Here is a 20,787-nt window from a genome sequence, read left to right on the forward strand (position 1 = left end):
CCATGGCGGTTTCCGTAACCCTGCCGGCGCTCGGCGAGAGCGTCACCGAGGGCACCGTCACCCGCTGGCTGAAGGCCGAGGGTGAGCGTGTAGAGGCCGACGAGCCGCTGCTCGAGGTGTCGACCGACAAGGTCGACACCGAGATCCCGGCCCCGGCCGCCGGCGTCCTGGCCTCCATCAAGGTCGCCGAGGACGAGACGGTCGAGGTCGGCGCCGAGCTGGCCGTCATCGACGACGGCACGGGCGCGCCCGCTGCTGCCCCCGCCCCGGCCGCTGCCGAGGCCCCCGCGGCCCAGCCGCAGCCCGAGCCCACCCCGGCTCCGGCCGCCGAGGCCCCCGCCCCGGCCGCCGCCCCCGCGGGTGGCGCCGAGGGCACCGGCACCGATGTCGTACTCCCCGCGCTGGGCGAGAGCGTCACCGAGGGCACCGTCACCCGCTGGCTGAAGGAGGTCGGCGAGGAGGTCCAGGCCGACGAGCCGCTGCTGGAGGTCTCCACCGACAAGGTCGACACCGAGATCCCGGCCCCGGTTTCCGGTGTGCTGCTGGAGATCGCCGTCGGCGAGGACGAGACCGCCGAGGTCGGCGCCAAGCTCGCCGTGATCGGTGCGAAGGGTGCGGCTCCGGCCGCCGCTCCGGCTCCGGCCGCTCCGGCCCCCGCGCCCGCCGCGCCGGCCCCGGCTCCCGCCCCGGCTCCGGCTCCGGCCGCCGCTGCTCCGGCCCCCGCGCCGGCCGCTCCGGCCCCGGCTCCCGCGCCCGCGCCGACGCCGGCTCCGGTTGCCGCCCCCGCGCCGGCGCCGGCTCCGGTTGCCGCCCCGGCGCCCGTCACCCCGGCCCCGGCCGCGGGTGAGGAGGCCGCGTACGTCACCCCGCTGGTGCGCAAGCTCGCCGCGGAGACCGGCGTGAACCTCGCCACGGTCAAGGGCACCGGTGTCGGTGGCCGGGTCCGCAAGCAGGACGTCATCGCCGCCGCGGAGGCCCTCAAGGCCGCCGCCCCGGCCGCTGCCGCCCCCGCCGCGGTGTCGAAGGCTCCGGCCCTCGAGGTCTCCCCGCTGCGCGGCCAGACCGTCAAGATGCCGCGGATGCGCAAGGTCATCGGCGACAACATGATGAAGGCCCTGCACGGCCAGGCGCAGCTGACCTCCGTGGTCGAGGTGGACATCACCGCGATCATGCGGATGCGCAACAAGGCCAAGGACGCGTTCGCGCAGCGTGAGGGCGTCAAGCTCTCCCCGATGCCGTTCTTCGTCAAGGCCGCTGTCCAGGCGCTGAAGGCCCACCCGGTCGTCAACGCCCGGATCAACGAGGACGAGGGCACCATCACCTACTTCGACACCGAGAACGTCGGTATCGCAGTGGATGCCGAGAAGGGCCTGATGACCCCGGTCATCAAGGGTGCGGGCGACCTCAACATCGCCGGTGTCGCCCGCAAGACGGCGGAGCTGGCGGGCAAGGTCCGCCAGAACAAGATCACTCCGGACGAGCTGTCCGGTGCGACCTTCACCATCTCCAACACCGGCTCGCGCGGCGCCCTGTTCGACACGGTCATCGTGCCGCCGAACCAGGTCGGCATCCTGGGCATCGGTGCCACCGTCAAGCGCCCGGTGGTCATCAACCACCCGGACCTCGGCGAGACCATCGCGGTGCGCGACATGACCTACCTCGCGCTCTCCTACGACCACCGTCTGGTGGACGGCGCCGACGCCGCCCGCTACCTGACCACGGTCAAGCAGATCCTGGAGGCCGCCGAGTTCGAGACCGAGATCGGTCTCTGAGCCCGGTAGCCCGGTAGCTCGGCAGTCAGCCGCAGGCTGTGTAAGGGGTCGGCCCCGGTTCGTACGAGCCGGGGCCGACCCTTTTGCATGCCCCGGCCCCTTTTGTCGTCTGCCAGTCCGGGACCGTCTCCCCGATAATGGCCCCCTCAGCTCCCCGCTTGTCACCACCCGCTCTGAAGGAGCACCTCATGACCCCGCCCGTCGTCCATTCGCTGCGCGAGCAGATCCGCGAGCACATCCTCGAGGGGATCGTCAGCGGCCGCTGGCAGCCGGGCGAGCGGATCGTGGAGCGGCGGATCGCGGCCGAGCTGGAGGTCAGCCAGACGCCCGTACGCGAGGCGCTGCGCGAGCTGGAGTCGCTGCAGCTGATCGAGTCCGCGCCGAACAAGGGCGTGCGGGTACGGAACCTGACCGCGGACGACCTCAAGGAGAGCTACCCGGTGCGGGCCGGGCTCGAGCAGGTGGCGGCGGAGCTGGCGGCGGGCCGGCTGGCGGACGATACGGCGGCCCTGGAGCGCGAGGTGGCGGCGCTGCGGGAGGCGGACCTGGCGGGTGACGGGGAGGCGCAGGTGCGGCACACGGTGGCCTTCCACCGGGAGATCGTGCAAGCGGCCGGCAACGCCGTCCTGCTGCACACCTGGGAGTCGCTGGGCATCGAGGTCTGGACGACGCTGTCGATCCGCTGGTTCAGTCCGGAGCCGCGGTCGCATGCGCAGGACCACCAGGAGATCGTGGACGCGTTCCGGCGGCGCGACCCGAAGATCGGCACCCTGCTCAAGACCCATGTGCTGAGCTGCGCGCCGAGGGTCTGAGGGAGCGGGCGCAGGGCGTCACGGAACGGCTGCGGGGCGTACCGGAGGAGGGCTCCGGCGCCCCGTTTCCGTTGGCGCTGCGCCCCGATTTTTGCTGGCACCGCGTGCCGAAATGTGCGGCACGCCGTGCCGACCTGCGGTTATTCCTGCGGTGAGCGTTGATCGATCATCGATCAGGGGCGTATCGTCCTCCGTCGGGGCGCGACACCCCTGCCTGCCAAAGCATCACTCGCACTCCCGACCCACCGTCCGGAAAGGGGCCACCCATGCCCGATCCCGTGCGCCTGCCGTACAGCCAGCTCGACCAGCTCCCGGACCGGGATCCCGAGGAGACCGCCGAGTGGCGCGAATCGCTTGACGCCGTCACCAAGGCCGCGGGCCCGCACCGCGCCGCGTATCTGATGCGCCGCGCGCTGGAGCACAACGGTGCCCCCGGGCTCGCGCCCCTGGAGACGGACTACGTCAACACCATCCCGACCTCCGCCGAGCCCGCCTACCCCGGCGACGAGGCGATGGAAGCCCGGATCACCGCCTGGAACCGCTGGAACGCCGCCGCCATGGTGACGCGCGGCTCGCGGTTCGGCGTCGGCGGCCACATCGCGACCTTCGCGTCCGCGGCCTGGCTGTACGAGACCGGCTTCCAGCACTTCTTCCGCGGCAAGGAGGGCGACGGCAGCGGCGACCAGCTCTACATCCAGGGCCACGCCTCGCCCGGCATCTACGCCCGCGCCTTCCTCGACGGCCGCCTCACCGAGGAGCACCTCGACCACTTCCGCCAGGAGTCCGGCGGCAAGGGCCTGCCCTCCTACCCGCACCCGCGGCGCCTGCCGTGGCTGTGGGAGTTCCCGACCGTCTCCATGGGCCTCGGCCCGCTGTCGGCGATCTACCAGGCCCGCTTCAACCGCTACCTCCAGGGCCGCGGCATCAAGGACACCGCCAACTCGCACGTCTGGGCGTTCCTGGGCGACGGCGAAATGGACGAGCCCGAGTCGACCGCAGCCCTCGCGCTGGCCGGCCGCGAGGGCCTGGACAACCTGACCTTCGTCATCAACTGCAACCTGCAGCGCCTGGACGGTCCGGTACGCGCCAACTTCAAGATCGTTCAGGAGCTGGAGGCGCAGTTCCGCGCCGCCGGCTGGAACGTCGTCAAGTCGCTGTGGGGCTCCGCCTGGGACGAGCTCTTCCAGCTCGACACCGCCGGCGCGCTGGTCCGCCGTCTGCGCCAGGTGCCGGACGCGCAGTTCCAGACGTACGCCACCCGCGACGTCGCCTACATCCGCGAGCACTTCTTCGGCGCCGAGCCGGCCCTCGTCGAGATGGCGAAGGTGCTGACCGACGCGAAGATCGCCGAGTGCTTCCACACCTCCCGCGGCGGCCACGAGGCCCGCAAGGTGTACGCCGCGTACAAGGCGGCCGTCGAGTTCAAGGGCGCGCCGACCGTGATCCTCGCCCAGACCGTCAAGGGCTACACCCTCGGCCCGGGCTTCGAGTCCAAGAACGCCAACCACCAGATGAAGAAGCTCTCGGGCAAGGAGTTCCGCGCGATGCGCGACCTGCTCGACCTTCCGATCCCGGACGCGAGGCTGGACGAGGACCTGGTGCCGTACGGCCACCCGGGAGCCGACTCCCCCGAGGTCCGCTACCTCCAGGAGCGCCGCGCCGCCCTCGGCGGTCCGGCCCCGGCCCGCCGTCTGCACGCCTCGGCCGCGCTGCCGCAGCCCGAGGAGCGCGCCTTCAAGGCGCTGTACAAGGGCTCCGGCAAGCAGGAGATGGCCACCACCATGGCCTTCGTCCGTCTGGTCAAGGACCTGATGCGGGACAAGGAGACCGGCAAGCGCTGGGTGCCGATCGTCCCGGACGAGGCCCGTACCTTCGGTATGGAGTCGCTGTTCCCGTCGGCCGGTATCTACTCGCCGAAGGGCCAGACGTACGAGCCGGTCGACCGCGACCAGCTGATGTACTACAAGGAGGCCACCGACGGCCAGATCCTCAACGAGGGGATCACCGAGGCCGGCGCCATGGCCGACTTCATCGCCGCCGCCACGTCGTACGCGACACACGGCGAGCCGATGCTCCCCTTCTACATCTTCTACTCGATGTTCGGCTGGCAGCGCACCGCGGACCAGATGTGGCAGCTCGCCGACCAGCTCGGCAAGGGCTTCATCGTCGGCGCCACCGCGGGCCGTACGACCCTGACCGGTGAGGGCCTGCAGCACGCCGACGGCCACTCGCACCTGATCGCGTCCACGAACCCGGCGTCGCTCAACTACGACCCGGCCTTCGCCTACGAGATCGCGGTGATCGTCAAGGACGGTCTGCGCCGGATGTACGGCGAGAACCCCGAGAACGTTTTCTACTACCTCACCGTCTACAACGAGCCCAAGCAGCAGCCGGCCATGCCCGAAGGCGTCGAAGAGGGCATCATCAAGGGCCTCTACCGCTTCAAGGAGGCCGCCAACGCGACCTCCGAGACCCCGCGCACCCAGCTGCTGGCCTCCGGCACCGCGATCCACTGGGCCCTGGAGGCGCAGGAGTTGCTGGCCGCCGACTGGGGCGTGGCCGCCGACGTATGGTCCGCGACCTCCTGGGGCGAGCTGCGCCGCGACGCCCTGGAGTGCGACGCCGCCCGTCTGGACGGCGAGGACCGGATCCCGTACGTGACCCGTGCGCTGGCCGGCGCCCCCGGCCCGGTCGTCGCGGTCAGCGACTGGATGCGGGCCGTCCCGGACCAGATCGCCCCCTGGGTCGAGCAGGACTGGGTCTCCATCGGCACCGACGGCTTCGGCCTTTCCGACACCCGCGAGGCGGCCCGCCGGCACTTCGGCGTCGACGCGCGGTCGGTGGTCGTCCAGACGCTGGCCGCGCTGGCCCGCCGGGGCGAGGTCAAGCCGGAGACGGTCAAGGAGGCCCGGCAGCGGTACGGGCTGTAGGACCGTAGGGCGCGGCGGGCACGGTGCCAGTGCGGCGCCGTCCGTGCCGCGGCCCGCGAAACGTGGGCGGGCCCCGGCCGACACCGGGGACCGCCCGCCCCTGAGGGCCCCGCGACGGGGCTCCTCCCCCAACTCCCGTGCGGAGGCCACCTTCCCGCGCCCGGGGCCTCCGCACGGGAACCCACCGGCCCGGCCGGCCATGCCCTGACTCGGCCGGGTCGGTCTGCTTCGTGGCGTCGGGCTCCCTAGGCGCGCCGGCACTCCCCCGAGGTGCCCCGGAACCCGGCCACTCGGCGCGGTGGTTGTCAGTGGGCCCGGCATGATGGGGATATGCGTGCTGCCCGGCTGATCAAGATGGTGCTGCTGCTCCAGTCGCGGCCGTCGATGACGGCCGCCGAGCTGGCGCGCGAGCTCGAGGTCTCCGAGCGCACGGTCGCCCGGGACGTCCTCTCGCTCTCCGAGGCCGGCGTGCCCGTCTACGCCGACCGCGGCCGGGCCGGCGGCTACCGCCTGATCGGCGGCTACCGCACCCGCCTCACCGGCCTCGGCCGCAGCGAGGCCGAGGCGCTCTTCCTGTCCGGAGTGCCCTCCGCGCTGCGCGAGATGGGCCTCGCCGACGCCGCCTCCGCCGCCCGCCTCAAGGTCTCCGCGGCCCTGCTGCCCGAGCTGCGGGACGCCGCGTCGGGCGCCGCCCAGCGCTTCCACCTCGACGCCCCCGCCTGGTACCAGGAGCCCGAGACCCCGGCCCTGCTGCCCGCCATCGCGGACGCGGTCTGGGACGACCGCCGGATCCTCGCGCACTACCTCCGCAAGGGCACCGAGGTGCAGCGGGAGCTGGAGCCGTACGGGCTCGTACTGAAGGCGGGGGTGTGGTACTTGGCGGCGCGGCCGGCAGAGGTGCGGTCCGAAAGGCCTCTGTCAGGGGCGGTGGCCGGGCCGGGGGCACCTCCGGGCGACAGCCGGGGGAGGGCGGGCTGCCGGGTCTACCGGGTGGAGCGGTTCGTGGCCGTCGAGGGCGGCGAAGAGCGTTTCGACCGGGACGAGGAGTTCGACCTGCCCGCGTTCTGGGCCGAGCGGGCGGCGGAGTTCGCCCGCTCGCTCCTGCGCGAGGAGGTGGTGCTCCGGCTCTCCCGACGCGGTGTGCTCCAGCTGCCGTACGTCACCGAGCGCGCGGCGGCCCGGGAGGCGATAGCCAGGGCCCGGGAGGCGGACGGACCCGACGAGGACGGGTATCTGACCGTCACCCTGGCCGTGGAAAACGCCGACGTCGCCTACGGCCAGTTGCTGGCGCTCGGCCCGGAGGGCGAGGTGCTGGCGCCCTCCGGGCTGCGCGAGCGGTTCGCGGCGGCGGCCCGCCGCACGGCCGCGCTCTACGGGCAGGCCGGGGCCTGCCCGTGAGCCGGGCCGTGCGCGTCGGCAGGCGCCCTATCGGTAGTCCGCCGCCGTCGCCTCCTTGCCGCCGAAGACCACGTCCTCGAAGTAGCCGAAAGCGTCGGGCCGGGAGCCGTCCGTGTCGGTGAAGTCGTACTCCTTCGCCAGCTGGCCGCTGGAGAGCGACTGTCCGCTCCAGCGCTCCTTGTCCGGGTCGGCGGCCAGTGCCCGTACGGCGCGGGCGACCAGGGCCGGCGACTCGGCGACGGCGAAGTGGGGTTCCTGGGCCACCGCGTCGCGCCAGTTCTCCTCCGTCACGCCGAAGTGGTCCAGCATCTCCTCGGACCGCAGGAATCCGGGGGTGAGCGAGACGGCCGTGCCGCCGTACTCCTTGAGTTCGACGGCGAGGCCGAAGGCGATGCGGTGCGGGACGTTCTTGGTGACGTCGAAGCAGAGGCTGTCGCGGTAGGTGCGGTTGAAGGCGGCGGTGCCGTCGGTCATCTCCACGACCAGGCCGCCCGGCCGCCGGATCATCAGCGGCAGCGCGTAGTGGCCGGTGATGAGGTGGGTGTCGATGCCGAGGCGGAACATCCGCAGGCCGCTGTCCAGATCGAGGTCCCAGAGTTTGGTGTCGAACTGGATCAGCCGGTCGCCGCCCCAGACGCTGTTGACCAGGATGTCCAGCCGCCCCTGCTCCCGGTCGATCCGCTCGGTCAGCGCCTTGACCTGCGACGGCTCCAGATGGTCCGTCGGTACGGCGATCCCGGTGCCTCCCGCGGCGGTCACCAGCTCCGCGGTCTGCTCGATGGTCTCCGAGGTGCGGCCGACCTCGCTGACCCGCTCCCTGGTCGTCCGCCCCGTCACATACACCAGGGCGCCCGCCCGCCCCAGCTCCACGGCCATCGCCCGGCCCGCACCCCGGGTGGCCCCGGCCACCAGCGCCACCTTGCCGGTCAGTTCCTTGTTCACCGTCACGCTGCCGCTCCCAGCTGTCGGACGCCTCTCGGCGCCTCGTTTCGTTCTCTGCGTACAGCGCGAGCCTCACAGCGAAACCCGACACCTTCTGTCGGGATTCCGGGCTCGGTTTCCGGGCTCGGGTTCCCGGACCGGCCTCGAGTACCCTGCCGGGCGCGGCAGCACCGGGCCGTCAAGATCCTCGGCTTTCCGCTCCTGGTCCCGGGACCGGTCGGCGTGCTGACGCCCGTCGGCCTGGTGGCGTGGTTCTTCTGGTTCATCCCGTAGCAGGCGGGCCGCTCACGGCCGCACCGCCCGCACACTCCCCCCGTCCGTCAGCCGCCCCGACACCTCGGCCGACGCGCTCTGCGGAGCCGGTACGGCGAGCGTGGCCGCCTCGGCACCCGCCCGTACGCCGCCGGTGACGTCGATTCCGCCGACTCCCTGGCTGCCCGCCGCGAGCACGTACCACTTCCCGGATTTCGCCTGCCAGTGGATCTGGCCGACCACGGGGCGGCCGAAGCGGCTGCAGGTGGCGGTGTTGAGGGCCCGTCCGGCGATCCGCCCGGGGTCCGCGGGGTGTGCGGCGGGTGGCTGGAACTGCACGGTGACCCGGCCGGGACCGCGCCAGGTGTCGGCGCGGGTGCAGACCCAGGCGGCGCTGCCTCCGTCCTCCGGGAGGCGCTGTCCGGCGTACTCCCAGTTGCTGACGGACCGTACGCCGGCGCCGCGCAGCGACCGCAGGGAGCAGGCGGTACGGGCCCAGCTCCGCAGCGCGGGGGCGTCCGTCACCTCGCCGGGCCCGCCGGGTCCGGGCGCCGCGGGCAGATAGGTGAGAGGGACGGGGGCGAGATCGCCGAGGTCTGTCACCAGGAAGGCGCGGTTGCCGACGATCCGCGCCGAGGTGCGCAGCCGGGCCACGGGCCAGCTTCCGCAGCCGCCGTCCGCCTCGGGCGGCGTCGGGATCCGGTCGGTGACGCCGTCCGGGGCGACATGCAGCCCGCGCTCCGGGTCGTTGGGCGCGAGCAGATCGCGGGTGGCGATGTCCGACACCCAGGGCGCCAGCAGATAGCGCTGCCAGCCGTTGCCGCGGCCGATCACCAGCGCGCCGGCAGTCGTCAGGTCCGGGTCGTCGACCCGCGCGAAGTGCAGCGTGGGGGTGGCGTCCTCGGGTTCGGCGTAGCGCACCAGCCGCTCGCCGTCGTGGAAGACCGCCACCATGACGTTGTCGATCAGGCCCGCGTAGAGGAGCCGGGGCGGCTCGCCGGGCGGCCTGGTGGACGTCCCGGCGGATGCGGTGATCCGCGTGCCGGCCGGCGGCGCCGCCCAGACCCGCAGCGCCCGCCCCAGCAGCTCCTGGTCGCCGGCCTGCCGGCCGCGGGGCGGCCAGGCGGTGAAGTCCACCCGGGAGGTGTCGGCCCACTGGTCGCCGGGGGTGCGCAGCAGCCGGGCCGGGTCGAGCGCCTGCTGGGCGGCGGTCTCGTGCCGCGGCCGGCCGCCGTCACCGCCCGCCGTCCCGGCCACCGCCGCCCCGACCGCCACGGCGGCCGCCAGGGCCACCGCCGCCCGGATCCGCTGGCGGCGGCGCAGCAGGTCCGTCGGCCGGGTCTGCACCGTGCAGGGGTCGAACTCCCCCGAGTTCAGCAGCGCCGCGGCGCCCGCCCCGGTGTCCCGGTCCAGCTGCCCGGCCGCCTGCTGCGCCCCGTCCGGGTCCGCCACTCCGGCGGCCACCAGGACGGCGCGGGCCGCGTCCCGGTCCAGGCCCTCCAGGTGCCACAGTCCGACGGCGGCCCGTACGGGCGCGGGGACGGCGGACAGCGCCTGGTCCAGGGCGAGTTCATCGGCGCCGCCGGCCCGGGGGAAGAGCCGCAGGCCCCAGACGGAGGGCACGGCGGGCAGCGGCCGGGCGGGCCATTCCTCGTACGACAGTGCCAGCCGCAGGGTGCGCAGCCGCACCAGGTCGTAGCCGGACGGCGCCTCAGGGCCGCGCTGGGCGGGCAGCGCGCCGCTGCCCCGGCTGCGGCGTCGGCCGGCCCGTGGCAGCGCCCGCTGGACCAGTCCGTGTGCGGCGAGGACCCGGCGGTGCCGCCCCATCGTCGGCGGCAGGACGAGGTATCCGAGGCGCACCAGCCGCGGATAGTGCTCGACGATGGCCGCCTCTGCCCGCTCGACATCGGCCCGAGTTCTTTCGTCCATGGGCATGGCCTGAAACAGCCCTTCGCGTATGGGGGGAAATGCCGCGGATGGTCGTTGCAAGCCTTCCAACGAGTGATTATTGGGACGGTCACTGGACCAGGCGGCCCACCACGGGTCACCGGTCCGGATGAGTGCTCCGGGGACCGCGTCGCATCCGGGGCATTCCGCGTGCGCGGCGCGGCATCAGGGCCGATGCTGGAGCGGTGATGGACGAGACGGAGTTCTGGGAGCTCATCGACGCCTCCCGCGAGGCCGCCGAGGGCGACCCCGAGGAGCAGGCCGATGCCCTGGTCGAGCGACTGACCGGGCTGGACCCCGACGCCGTCACGGACTTCGCCCGGCACTTCGAGGCCCGCTACAACCGCGCGTACGCCTGGGAGCTGTGGGCCGCGGCCGCGGTGATGCTGGACGGCGCCAGCGACGACGCCTTCGACTACTTCCGGTGCTGGCTGATCGGCCAGGGCCGGGAGGTCTTCGAGGGCGCGCTGCACGATCCGGACCACCTCGCCGAGCTCGTTGCGGACTTCGACGAGGAGGTGGACGGCGACGCGGAGGAGCTGGGCTATGCGGCCGACGAGGCGTACGAGCGGCTGACCGGCACCGTGATGCCCGACCTCGGCCTGCCCCCGCCGCCCCGCGAACCGTTCGGCACGTACCTCGACTTCGACGACGACGACACCCTGGCGGAGCGCTTCCCCCGGCTCTGGGACCGCTTCCGGCCATAGGGGCCCCGCCCGGGGAGGCTCCCGCTGCGGGTCGCACCGCACCCCGGCCGGTTGCCGCCGCCGCGCCCGCCCCGGCAGGCAGTATGGCCCCATGCGGATCGCGATCACCGGCTCGACCGGTCTCATCGGCACGGAACTCGTTCGCTCGCTGCGCGCGGACGGTCATGACGTCGTCCGGCTCGTCCGGCGCCCGCCCGCGGCCGCCGACGAGGTGCGCTGGGATCCCCGGCGCCAGGAGGTCGATACGGCCGGGCTCGCGGGCTGCGAGGCGATGGTCCATCTGGCGGGTGCGGGCGTCGGCGACCACCGCTGGACGGAGTCGTACAAGCGCGAGATCCGCGACAGCCGGGTGCTGGGTACCCGGGCCGTCGCCACCGCCCTCGCCTCGATGGACACCCCGCCGCGGGTCTTCGTCTGCGGCAGCGCGATCGGCTACTACGGCGACACCGGTGACCGTCGTACGGACGAGACCGCATCGGCCGGTACGGGCTTCCTGCCGGACGTCTGCGTCGACTGGGAGGCCGCCGCAAAGCCCGCCCAGGACGCCGGTATCCGCACCGCCTTCGCCCGCACCGGCCTGGTCGTGGCGCGCTCGGGCGGCGCCTGGGGCCGGCTCTTCCCGCTCTTCCGCCTGGGCCTGGGCGGCCGGCTCGGCGACGGCAGCCAGTACTGGAGCTTCATCTCCCTCCAGGATCACATCGCCGCGCTGCGCCACCTCATCGACACCGAAACCCTCACCGGCCCCGTCAACCTCACCGCTCCGGAACCCGTCACCAACCGCGAGGCCACGGCGGTCATGGGCAAGTACCTGAACCGCCCCACCCTCTTCACGGTTCCCGCGCCCGTACTCCGCATCGCCCTGGGCGAGTTCGCCGGCGACGTCCTGTCCAGCCAGCGCGTCATCCCCCAACGCCTCCTGGACACCGGCTTCACCTTCACCCACCCCCGCATCATGGACGCCGTACGAGACGCCTAAGCCGCGAGCGGACGAACGACGGCGCCGCCCGGCAACGTGAGGAGCCGCGCACCGGCGCGCCCCTGAAGCCCCCTAGCCGCCACCCCCCTCTCCTCCCTACGGTCCTGGCACACACCACCGGACAACTCCCCCCGGGAGGGCACGTGGCATCGACCGTGGACGTCGTCATCGTGGGAGCCGGCCCGGCCGGCCTCGCCGCCGCCCGCCATCTGACCGCCGCAGGATTGTCGGTCACCGTGCTGGAGGCCGCGCCACGGATCGGCGGCCGGGCCACCACCGACGACATCGACGGCTTCCGACTGGACCGCAGCGGCCGCCCACTGGCGGTCTCCATCGCGGAGCTGCGCCGCACACCCGGCCTCGGGGCGCTGGCGCTGCGGCCGTTCGCGCCCGGCCTGTGTCTCCACAACGGCCGGCGGGCGCAGCGCATCAGCTCGCCCCGGAGCACAAGGGGCGCACTCTGTACGGCGCGCGCCCTCGCGCGCGCCGACCGCCGCGCCGACCGCCGTACGGACCGCAACGGCGACCGCAGCGGGCCCGCAACTCCCGCCGACCGTCCGGTGGCCGACACCCTGGCCGGCCGCCCCGGCTTCCCGCCCCGTCCCCAGGACGCGTTCCTGCAGCCGCTGCTCGCCGCGCTGCTGTGCGACCCCCGGCTGCGCGGCTCCAGCCGCGGCGCCGCCCGCGTCCTGCGCGACTTCGCCGAAGGCCGGCTGTGCCTGCCGGCCGGCGGCGCCTCCGCCGTCCCCGAACTCCTCGCCGCCGCACTGCCCCCGGGCACGGTCCGTACCTCCGTCCGCGCCACCTCCGTCTCCACCAGCGCCGTCGACACGGCCGGCCACGGACGTATCGCCTGCCGCGCCGTCCTGGTGGCAGCCGGTGCGCGCGATGCGGCCGAGCTGCTGCCGGGGCTGCGGGTGCCCGCCTTCCACCCGGTGACCGTGCTGCACCACACGACGGGCACCGCGCCGGGCCCGCGCAACGGCCTCGCCCCCTCCCGCGACACGGCGCTGATCCTGGCGACCGACGGCCCGGTGGCGCACACCTACGCCGCCGGGGCCATCGACCCGTCCCGTACGCCGCCGGGCCACTCGCTGATCACCACGACCGTGCTGGGCGCCGCCGCCTCGCTGCCGCCGTCCGTCCTGGACAAGACCGTCCGGCCGCAGCTGGAGAGGCTCTACGGCGCGTCGACCGACGACTGGCGGCTGCTGAGTGCCCATCACGACCCGTACGCGGTACCGGCCATGCCCGCGCCCTACGATCCGCAGCGGCCGGTGCGGCTGCTGTCGGGCCTGTACGTGTGCGGCGACCACCGGGACACCGGCACGCTCCAGGGGGCGCTGCACTCGGGCCGCCGGGCCGCCCGCGCCCTGCTGCGGGACTTCGGCCTGCCGGCCCTCGTCGAGCCGCGCACCCTGCGCCCGGCGGCCTGAACCGCGCCGCCGGGCGCGCGGGCCTCAGCCCAGCGCGGCGACCCGGTCCCGGTACCCGCGCACCGCCGCCGCGTCCCGGTACGGCTCCAGGCGGCGCTCGAAGTCCCGGACGTACTCATGGGCACGTACGGACCGCATCTCGGACGCCTGGAGCGCCGCCTCCGCGCCCAGCGTGCAGGCCTGCTCCAGCTCGCCCAGGCCCAGCCGCGCGGTCGCCAGGACCACGCGGCAGAACAGCCTGCTGCGGGCGAAGGCGGCCGGCCGCAGCTGGAGCGAGCGCTCGGCGTGCTGGGAGGCCGCGCGGTACTGCTGGAGATCGCGGTGGCAGTGCGCCAGTTCGTCGGCCATCTGGGCGTCGTCGAAGAACCGCGCCCAGTACGGGGTGTCGTCACCGGGCCGGGCGGCCTCCAGCGCCCGCTCCGCGCGGGCCAGCGCGGCCGCACACGCCCGGACCTCGCCCATCAGGCCGTGCCCGCGCGCCTCCGCGGAGTGCAGCAGCGCCTGGACGGCCGGCGGCGCGCCGCTGCCGACCCCCTGCTGGGCGACGCGCGCCAGCTGGACGGCCTCCCGGCCGTGGCCCAGATAGACGGCCTGGCGGCTCATCGTCACCAGGACGTAGGACCCGTACGCCCGGTCGCCGGCCGCCTGGGCCAGCCGCAGCGCCTGCACGAAGTACCGCTGCGCCAGGCCGTGTGCGGCGATGTCGTACGAGGTCCAGCCGGCCAGCCGGGTCAGATCGGCGGCGGCCGCGAACAGCCGGCGGCCGGTGGCCTCGCCGTAGGTGCCGCGCAGCATCGGCTCGGCCTCGTGCTCCAGATAGCGCACCAGGGCCTGCCGGGCGTGACCGCCGCCGTAGGCGTGGTCCAGCGCCCGGAACAGCTCGCCGACCGAGCGCAGCGCCGCAATGTCGCCGGAGGTGACCCGGGCGCCGGGGGTGCGGTCGACGCGGTCGGTACGGCGCTGGCGCGGTACGGCGGCGCGGCTGCCCTGGACGGGCACCCGGCCCTCGGCGGCGGGGTCGGCGCGGGCGACCCGTTCGTCGGCGCGGCCGATCAGCCAGTCCCGGCTGGGCACCACGAGCCCGGCCGGGGTGAAGGCGATCTTGCGGAGCTCGGCATGGCTGCCGGAGTCCTTGCGCCACAGGCCGCTGACGATGTCCACCGCCTCGCTGGGGCTCGCGGCGAATTCGAGCCCGGCGTACACCGGCGCGCAGGCGTCCAGGCCGAGATCCTGCGCCGAGAGCCGGCGCCCCAGCCGGCGCGTGAACACCTCCGCGATCAGCGCGGGGGTGGTGCCTCTGGGCTGCTGGCCGCGCAGCCAGCGGGTCACCGAGGTCTTGTCGTAGCGCAGGTCGAGGCCGTGCTCGATGCCGAGCTGATCGACCCGTCTGGCCAGCCCTGCGTTGGAGAAACCCGCCTCCGCGATCAGCGCGGCGAGCTGGCGGTTGGGCGTGTGTTGCGGGGGTCGTTCCGTCATCAGCTTTACCGGTCTCCTGCCTTCCGGGCCTGGCCGCCGGGCTCGGCTCACCCTGTCCGGCACGCTCCTTCGCCCTTGTGGGACGGCGTGAATGTAACGGCCTTCGGCGCCGTTCCGACGGCCTGCGCCCCGCGTTCATCCGATCGTGTGAGCAGGGAACCTCCGGTCCGGAGGTGCGGGCCCCGCCGGACCGGAAACCGGCCGCCTGCAGCGCGCGTGGCGGGCGGTCGTACAGTGGCATGGGCGCGATGGGCTCTCCTGGTGCAGCACCGTGCAGCGGGAGACAGAAGTGCGAAGAGGAGCTGCCGTGACTGCGATCTCTCGGGGGGAGACCCCCGTACCCGAGGGGATGCGCTTTGTGCATATGGGCTTCGGTACGGACGCCGTGGACTACGAGACCGCGTGGCAGGAGCAGCGCCGGGTGCACGCCGCCCGGTTCGCCGACGAGGTGCCGGACACCTGCCTGCTGCTGGAGCACCCGCCCGTATACACCGCGGGACGGCGCACCACCGACGACGAGCGGCCCCTGGACGGCACCCCGGTCATCGACGTGGACCGCGGCGGCAAGATCACCTGGCACGGCCCCGGCCAGCTGGTCGGCTACCCCATCCAGAAGCTGCCGCGCCCGGTCGACGTCGTCGCCCATGTGCGCCGCCTCGAGGACGCCCTGCTCCGGGTCTGCGCCGAGTTCGGCGTGGAGACCAGCCGGGTCGAGGGCCGCAGCGGTGTGTGGGTGCTGGGTGACCCGGTCGAGCAGCGGGCGGCCCTGGGCGGGCTGAATCTGGACTTCGACCCGCGGGTGGCGGACGACACGTTCGACCCTCGGCTGAACGGCCCCGAGTACGCCCCCTCCAACGCCGGCCAGCGCCGCGAGGACCGCAAGCTCGCCGCGATCGGCATCCGCGTCGCCAAGGGCGTCACGATGCACGGTTTCTCGCTGAACGTGAACCCGGACAACACCTCGTTCGACAAGATCGTGCCGTGCGGCATCCGTGACGCCGGCGTCGCCTCGCTCTCGGGCGAGCTGGGCCACGAGATCACCATCGCCGAGGTGCTGCCCGTCGTCGAGAAGCATCTGCGCGACGTCCTGGAGGGCGCCGAGCTGCTGCCCCGCGCGGTCTGACCGCAGGGCCGCCGGGCCTTTGGGGAATGCACCCCGCCACGACGGGGTTGGGCTGCACAGCCGGTACGCGGAAAAGCGTACGAATTATCGGGCGTACCCTGGTGGACGCCGAAGAAACGAAGTCGTAGGGAGCCGGACGTGTCCGCAGTCGCACCCGACGGACGCAAGATGTTGCGCCTGGAGGTCCGGAACAGCCAGACCCCCATCGAGCGCAAGCCCGAGTGGATCAAGACCCGGGCGAAAATGGGTCCCGAGTACAACCACCTCCAGGGCCTGGTCAAGAGCGAGGGCCTGCACACGGTCTGCCAGGAGGCGGGCTGTCCCAACATCTTTGAGTGCTGGGAGGACCGCGAGGCGACCTTCCTCATCGGCGGCGACCAGTGCACCCGCCGCTGCGACTTCTGCCAGATCGACACCGGCAAGCCGCAGGAGCTGGACCGCGACGAGCCCCGCCGGGTCGCCGAGTCCGTCCAGACCATGGGCCTGAAGTACGCCACGATCACCGGCGTCGCGCGCGACGACCTGGAGGACGGCGGCGCCTGGCTCTACGCCGAGACGGTCCGCCAGATCCACGCCGCGATGCCGGACACCGGCGTCGAGCTGCTGATCCCGGACTTCAACGCGGTCCCGGAGCAGCTGGCCGAGGTCTTCTCCTCGCGGCCCGAGGTGCTGGCCCACAACGTCGAGACGGTTCCGCGGATCTTCAAGCGGATCCGCCCCGGCTTCCGCTACGAGCGGTCGCTGGAGGTCATCTCCAAGTCCCGCGAGGCCGGGCTGGTGACCAAGTCCAACCTGATCCTGGGCATGGGCGAGGAGCGCGAGGAGATCAGCCAGGCGCTGCAGGACCTGTACGACGCGGGCTGCGAGCTGATCACGATCACCCAGTACCTGCGCCCCTCCCTGCGGCACCATCCCATCGAGCGCTGGGTCAAGCCCGCCGAGTTCGTGGAGCTCAAGGAGGAGGCCGAGGAGATCGGCTACGCGGGTGTCATGTCCGGCCCGCTGGTCCGCTCCTCCTACCGTGCCGGCCGCCTTTACCGACAGGCGATCGAGCGGCGCGAGGTCGAGGCGTCCAGTCAGGCGGTTTGAGCCGCTCGGCGTGCCGCCTTGTGAATCGTGGCACATGCTGTGAGTACGCGGCCCGCATGTCCCCAGGCTGGGGACGTGCGGGCCGCGTCAATGTTTCATCGGTGTTTGACCAGCAGGTCATCCGTTGGTAACACCGTTCCGTGACGATGGATGCACGCACCGTTTCCGCAGCCATCGCTCCTCCGACCTCCCCGAGGGAGTCCACACCATGCAGGCCGCGCCGCTCCGCGCCACACCCCGCCCCCTCCCCTCCGTCACCGGCGCCCTGCGTGCCGTTGAGGCCGTCCTGATGCGCGGCGGCCAGCGCACCGCCCGCCGGAACGCGTGGACGTCGGTCCTGGAGGACCGCCGCCGCGCCAAGGACCGGCGCGAGGCTCAGTACGTACTGGAGGCCGCGGCGACCGGCCATCCGCAGGCCACGTAAACTTCGCTGTATGGCGAGGAAGGCAAACTCAGACGGCGCTGCCGGCGCTGAGAACCCCGGGCGGCTGAAGCAGATCGCCCAGACCTACAAGATGACCCGTCGGGTCGACTCCAAGGTCGGTCTTGTCGTCGCTGGCGTGGGCATCGTCGTATTCGGCGTTCTCCTTGCCATCGGCTTCGTGATCGGCCATCCCATCTACGCGGGCATCCTGGGCTTCGTACTGGCCTTCCTCGCGATGGCGATCGTCTTCGGACGGCGCGCCGAGCGGGCTGCCTTCGGGCAGATGGAAGGCCAGCCGGGAGCTGCGGCCGCGGTGCTGGACAACGTCGGCCGCGGCTGGACGACCACCCCCGCGGTGGCGATGAACCGCAGCCAGGACGTGGTGCACCGTGCCGTCGGCAAGGCCGGCATCGTGCTGGTGGGCGAGGGCAACCCGAACCGACTGCGCGGTCTGCTGGCCGCCGAGAAGAAGCGGATGGCCCGTACGGTCGCCGACGCCCCCGTCCACGACATCATCGTGGGCGACGGCGAGGGCCAGGTGCCCCTCAAGAAGCTCCGTACGACCCTGCTCAAGCTGCCGCGCGTCCTGCCCGGAGGCCAGGTGACGGCCGTCAACGACCGTCTGCGCGCCCTGGGCGACCTGATGAGCAACATGCCGGTCCCCAAGGGCCCGATGCCCAAGGGCATGCGCATGCCGAAGGGCAACGGCAAGGGCCGCTGACCAGGAACTATCACGACGCCCCGGGGCTTGGGCTCCGGGGCGTTCTGTGTAGGTGCGCAGTAGGGGCGGCCTGTATACGAGTGCTCCGCGTGCGAGGCCGGGGCCTAGCAGGGGCGGGGCGTCACCCACCTCCACGGACCGGTCAGATCCGCACCTCCACCGACCGGGCAAGCCGGTCGTGCAGCCCGCGCCCGTCGCGGTCCCAGATCACCGCCGGGATGACGATCACCAGCAGCAGGGTCCGCAGCGCCACCCGCGGCAGCGAGATCCGCCCGCCGCCCTCGGCGATCACCCGCAGGCCCACCATCCGCTTGCCCGGCGTGAAGCCGACCGTGCCGACCGTCAGCAGGCTGAGCACCGCGAAGACCACCAGCGCCCAGTTGCTCGCCGACTGCGCCCTGCCGCCGCTGAGCAGCCCGTAGGCGATGAGCATGCACAGCGCCCAGTCGATGCAGAGCGCGGCGAGACGGCGCCCGAACCGCGCGATCGAGCCAGGCCCCTGCTCCGGCAGCCTGAGCCGTTCGCCGCGGTATCCGAAGTCGACGCCCATGTCCTCGGCCGTCGCGCGGGGCCCGGAGATCCACGATCCGATTGCTTGCCTGTTGTCCACCCGTCAACGGTACTGCGGCCGCTCACGCTCCCTCGCGGAGGGCCCGCAATGCGCCCCTTTGGCGCACACTGGGGGACAAAGGCGACCGCGAGGCGGTTAACCTCGGCGAAACAAATGGGTCATGCTTGGGAAATCCCGCCTGCCTAAGGTCGGGCGAGCGCGCCACCGCACATGGGCGCGCTCCGAGTAGCAACCCCGGCAACCCCGTGTCCGCCGACCGGTGACCGGGCTAGGAGGAGTTGGATGTTCCAGAACGCCGACGAGGCCAAGAAGTTCATCGCGGACGAGGACGTCAAGTTCATCGACGTACGGTTCTGCGACCTGCCCGGTGTGATGCAGCACTTCACGATCCCGGCAGCGGTCTTCGACCCGGCCGAGGAGCTCGCCTTCGACGGCTCCTCGATCCGCGGCTTCCAGGCCATCCACGAGTCGGACATGGCCCTGCGCGCCGACCTCTCCACCGCCCGCGTGGACCCCTTCCGGCGCGACAAGACGGTCAACGTCAACTTCTTCATCCACGACCCGATCACGGGCGAGCAGTACAGCCGCGACCCGCGCAACATCGCCAAGAAGGCCGAGGCCTACCTCGCCTCCACCGGCATCGCGGACACCGCGTACTTCGGTCCCGAGGCCGAGTTCTACGTCTTCGACAGCGTCCGCTTCGAGACCAGCGCGAACCAGTCCTTCTACCACATCGACTCCGAGGCCGGCGCCTGGAACACCGGTTCGGAGGAGAACAACCGCGGCTACAAGGTGCGGTACAAGGGCGGCTACTTCCCGGCCCCGCCGGTCGACCACTTCGCCGACCTGCGCGCCGAGATCTCCCTCGAGCTGGACGCGGCCGGCCTGCAGGTCGAGCGCCAGCACCACGAGGTCGGCACCGCCGGCCAGGCGGAGATCAACTACAAGTTCAACACCCTGCTCGCCGCCGCCGACGACCTGATGCTGTTCAAGTACATCGTCAAGAACGTCGCCTGGCGCAACGGCAAGACCGCCACCTTCATGCCCAAGCCGATCTTCGGTGACAACGGCTCCGGCATGCACGTCCACCAGTCGCTGTGGCAGGGCGGCTCCCCGCTCTTCTACGACGAGCAGGGCTACGCGGGCCTCTCGGACACCGCCCGCTACTACATCGGCGGCATCCTCAAGCACGCCCCGTCGCTGCTCGCCTTCACCAACCCGACGGTGAACTCCTACCACCGCCTGGTCCCCGGCTTCGAGGCCCCGGTCAACCTGGTCTACTCGCAGCGCAACCGCTCCGCGGCCATGCGCATCCCGATCACGGGCTCCAACCCGAAGGCCAAGCGCGTCGAGTTCCGCGCCCCGGACCCGTCCTCGAACCCGTACCTCGCCTTCTCCGCCCTTCTCCTCGCGGGCCTCGACGGCGTCAAGAACAAGATCGAGCCCGCCGAGCCGATCGACAAGGACCTCTACGAGCTCGCCCCCGAGGAGCACGCGAGCGTCCCCCAGGTCCCCACCTCCCTCCCGGCCGTCCTCGACGCCCTCGAGAACGACAACGAGTACCTCCAGCAGGGCGGTGTCTTCACCTCCGACCTGATCGAGACCTGGATCGACTACAAGCGCACGAGCGAGATCGCACCGATCCAGCTGCGGCCGCACCCGCACGAGTTCGAGCTGTACTTCGACATCTAAGAGGCGGGGTCGGGTGACCCTGGCTGGAGACTTGGAAGCCGGTTTTGACCTGCGGAAACACGTCTCAGTGTTTCTCGTTGGTGACCCTGGTCTTCCGGCGTCTTGTGCACCGGGGGCGCACCGGCCGGCGAGTTGACTGACTTGACGTCAGATATTGCAGTGAGGGTCGCTGCCCTGGTCTCGGGGCAGCGACCCACTGTTTTGTCGGAAGTTCGGCCCACACACGGTGTTGCGGGCCGGCGCCGGACCGAGCGGCCCAGGCCGCCGTGAGCGCCTATGTACCCAGCCCGCGGCCTCGAACCCGGTCAGAGCACACGCCACCGTCCCGCCACTCGTGTCCCGTGTTGCAATGTCCAAAGGCGGCCGCGCTCCCCTGGCCGCCGTGAGTGACGCTCCAGGCCCGGACAGCGAACCAACCAACTGCTCGGAGCCGTCTTGTCGGTATCGGACCACACGAGCTCCGCTGTTACTGATGCGCGGTGATGTCTGGAATGACAGGTTCCACCGATGCGCGGCACA

General features: G+C 72.5%; 16 protein-coding genes. 12 read left to right on the top strand and 4 right to left on the bottom strand.

The window, feature by feature from the left end; all coding sequences use genetic code 11:
• The first annotated feature begins 2 nt into the window (after positions 1 to 2).
• The 4 genes from sucB (at position 3) to AB0D04_RS01285 (ending at position 6,912) form a co-directional block, all read left to right on the top strand.
• The gene (gene sucB, locus AB0D04_RS01270; RefSeq protein WP_362697808.1) at positions 3 to 1,772 is read left to right on the top strand and encodes a 2-oxoglutarate dehydrogenase, E2 component, dihydrolipoamide succinyltransferase; all 1,770 of its coding nucleotides are present in this window, start codon (positions 3 to 5) and stop codon (positions 1,770 to 1,772) included.
• 188 nt (positions 1,773 to 1,960) lie between these two features.
• Positions 1,961 to 2,584 (top strand): GntR family transcriptional regulator, encoded by a 624-nt coding sequence (locus tag AB0D04_RS01275; RefSeq protein WP_362697811.1) that lies wholly within the window; start codon positions 1,961 to 1,963, stop codon positions 2,582 to 2,584.
• Positions 2,585 to 2,850: 266 nt separating this feature from the next.
• A complete protein-coding gene (gene aceE, locus AB0D04_RS01280; protein ID WP_362697814.1) occupies positions 2,851 to 5,514 on the top strand; it encodes a pyruvate dehydrogenase (acetyl-transferring), homodimeric type in 2,664 nt (887 codons plus the stop codon).
• Between the two features lie 330 nt (positions 5,515 to 5,844).
• A complete protein-coding gene (locus AB0D04_RS01285) occupies positions 5,845 to 6,912 on the top strand; it encodes a WYL domain-containing protein (protein WP_362697817.1) in 1,068 nt (355 codons plus the stop codon).
• A 27-nt stretch (positions 6,913 to 6,939) separates the two neighbouring features.
• Here AB0D04_RS01285 and AB0D04_RS01290 read toward each other — a convergent pair whose 3' ends face one another.
• Entirely contained in the window at positions 6,940 to 7,860 is a 921-nt protein-coding gene (locus AB0D04_RS01290; protein WP_362697820.1) for an SDR family oxidoreductase, read from the bottom strand.
• Between the two features lie 279 nt (positions 7,861 to 8,139).
• The gene (locus tag AB0D04_RS01295) at positions 8,140 to 10,035 is read right to left on the bottom strand and encodes a hypothetical protein (RefSeq protein ID WP_362697823.1); all 1,896 of its coding nucleotides are present in this window, start codon (positions 10,033 to 10,035) and stop codon (positions 8,140 to 8,142) included.
• Positions 10,036 to 10,241: 206 nt separating this feature from the next.
• Between AB0D04_RS01295 and AB0D04_RS01300 the strand changes: the two genes are divergently transcribed.
• From AB0D04_RS01300 to AB0D04_RS01310, 3 genes are all read left to right on the top strand, one after another.
• On the top strand, positions 10,242 to 10,760 hold the full coding sequence (locus AB0D04_RS01300; RefSeq protein ID WP_362697826.1) for a DUF4240 domain-containing protein: 519 nt from the start codon (positions 10,242 to 10,244) through the stop codon (positions 10,758 to 10,760).
• Positions 10,761 to 10,851: 91 nt separating this feature from the next.
• Positions 10,852 to 11,736, top strand: coding sequence for a TIGR01777 family oxidoreductase (locus AB0D04_RS01305; protein WP_362697829.1), 885 nt, complete (start codon positions 10,852 to 10,854; stop codon positions 11,734 to 11,736).
• Positions 11,737 to 11,879: 143 nt separating this feature from the next.
• The gene (locus AB0D04_RS01310; protein ID WP_362697832.1) at positions 11,880 to 13,172 is read left to right on the top strand and encodes an NAD(P)/FAD-dependent oxidoreductase; all 1,293 of its coding nucleotides are present in this window, start codon (positions 11,880 to 11,882) and stop codon (positions 13,170 to 13,172) included.
• A gap of 24 nt (positions 13,173 to 13,196) precedes the next feature.
• Here AB0D04_RS01310 and AB0D04_RS01315 read toward each other — a convergent pair whose 3' ends face one another.
• Complete coding sequence (locus tag AB0D04_RS01315) at positions 13,197 to 14,648, bottom strand: regulator (RefSeq protein WP_362697835.1); 1,452 nt, start codon at positions 14,646 to 14,648, stop codon at positions 13,197 to 13,199.
• Positions 14,649 to 14,997: 349 nt separating this feature from the next.
• Between AB0D04_RS01315 and lipB the strand changes: the two genes are divergently transcribed.
• The 4 genes from lipB to AB0D04_RS01335 all read left to right on the top strand — a co-directional run bounded on the left by lipB (position 14,998) and on the right by AB0D04_RS01335 (position 18,005).
• Positions 14,998 to 15,771 carry a lipoyl(octanoyl) transferase LipB gene (gene lipB / locus AB0D04_RS01320; RefSeq protein WP_362698256.1) on the top strand — a complete coding sequence of 258 codons (774 nt, stop codon included), beginning with the start codon at positions 14,998 to 15,000 and terminating at the stop codon, positions 15,769 to 15,771.
• Positions 15,772 to 15,909: 138 nt separating this feature from the next.
• Positions 15,910 to 16,860, top strand: coding sequence for a lipoyl synthase (lipA, locus tag AB0D04_RS01325; RefSeq protein ID WP_362697838.1), 951 nt, complete (start codon positions 15,910 to 15,912; stop codon positions 16,858 to 16,860).
• 208 nt (positions 16,861 to 17,068) lie between these two features.
• The gene (locus AB0D04_RS01330; RefSeq protein WP_362697841.1) at positions 17,069 to 17,284 is read left to right on the top strand and encodes a hypothetical protein; all 216 of its coding nucleotides are present in this window, start codon (positions 17,069 to 17,071) and stop codon (positions 17,282 to 17,284) included.
• A gap of 10 nt (positions 17,285 to 17,294) precedes the next feature.
• Positions 17,295 to 18,005, top strand: a complete 711-nt coding sequence (locus AB0D04_RS01335) for a DUF4191 domain-containing protein (protein WP_362697844.1) — start codon at positions 17,295 to 17,297, stop codon at positions 18,003 to 18,005.
• Positions 18,006 to 18,147: 142 nt separating this feature from the next.
• On the opposite strand, the gene AB0D04_RS01340 is transcribed toward AB0D04_RS01335, so the two are convergent.
• Positions 18,148 to 18,615 (bottom strand): RDD family protein, encoded by a 468-nt coding sequence (locus AB0D04_RS01340; RefSeq protein WP_362697847.1) that lies wholly within the window; start codon positions 18,613 to 18,615, stop codon positions 18,148 to 18,150.
• 243 nt (positions 18,616 to 18,858) lie between these two features.
• On the opposite strand from AB0D04_RS01340, the gene glnA reads away from it, so the two are divergent.
• Positions 18,859 to 20,268, top strand: a complete 1,410-nt coding sequence (gene glnA, locus AB0D04_RS01345; RefSeq protein WP_362697850.1) for a type I glutamate--ammonia ligase — start codon at positions 18,859 to 18,861, stop codon at positions 20,266 to 20,268.
• Positions 20,269 to 20,787: the final 519 nt, after the last annotated feature.

Origin of the sequence: Streptomyces sp. NPDC048483, assembly GCF_040651455.1 — a bacterium.
Taxonomy (GTDB): Bacteria; Actinomycetota; Actinomycetes; order Streptomycetales; family Streptomycetaceae; genus Streptomyces.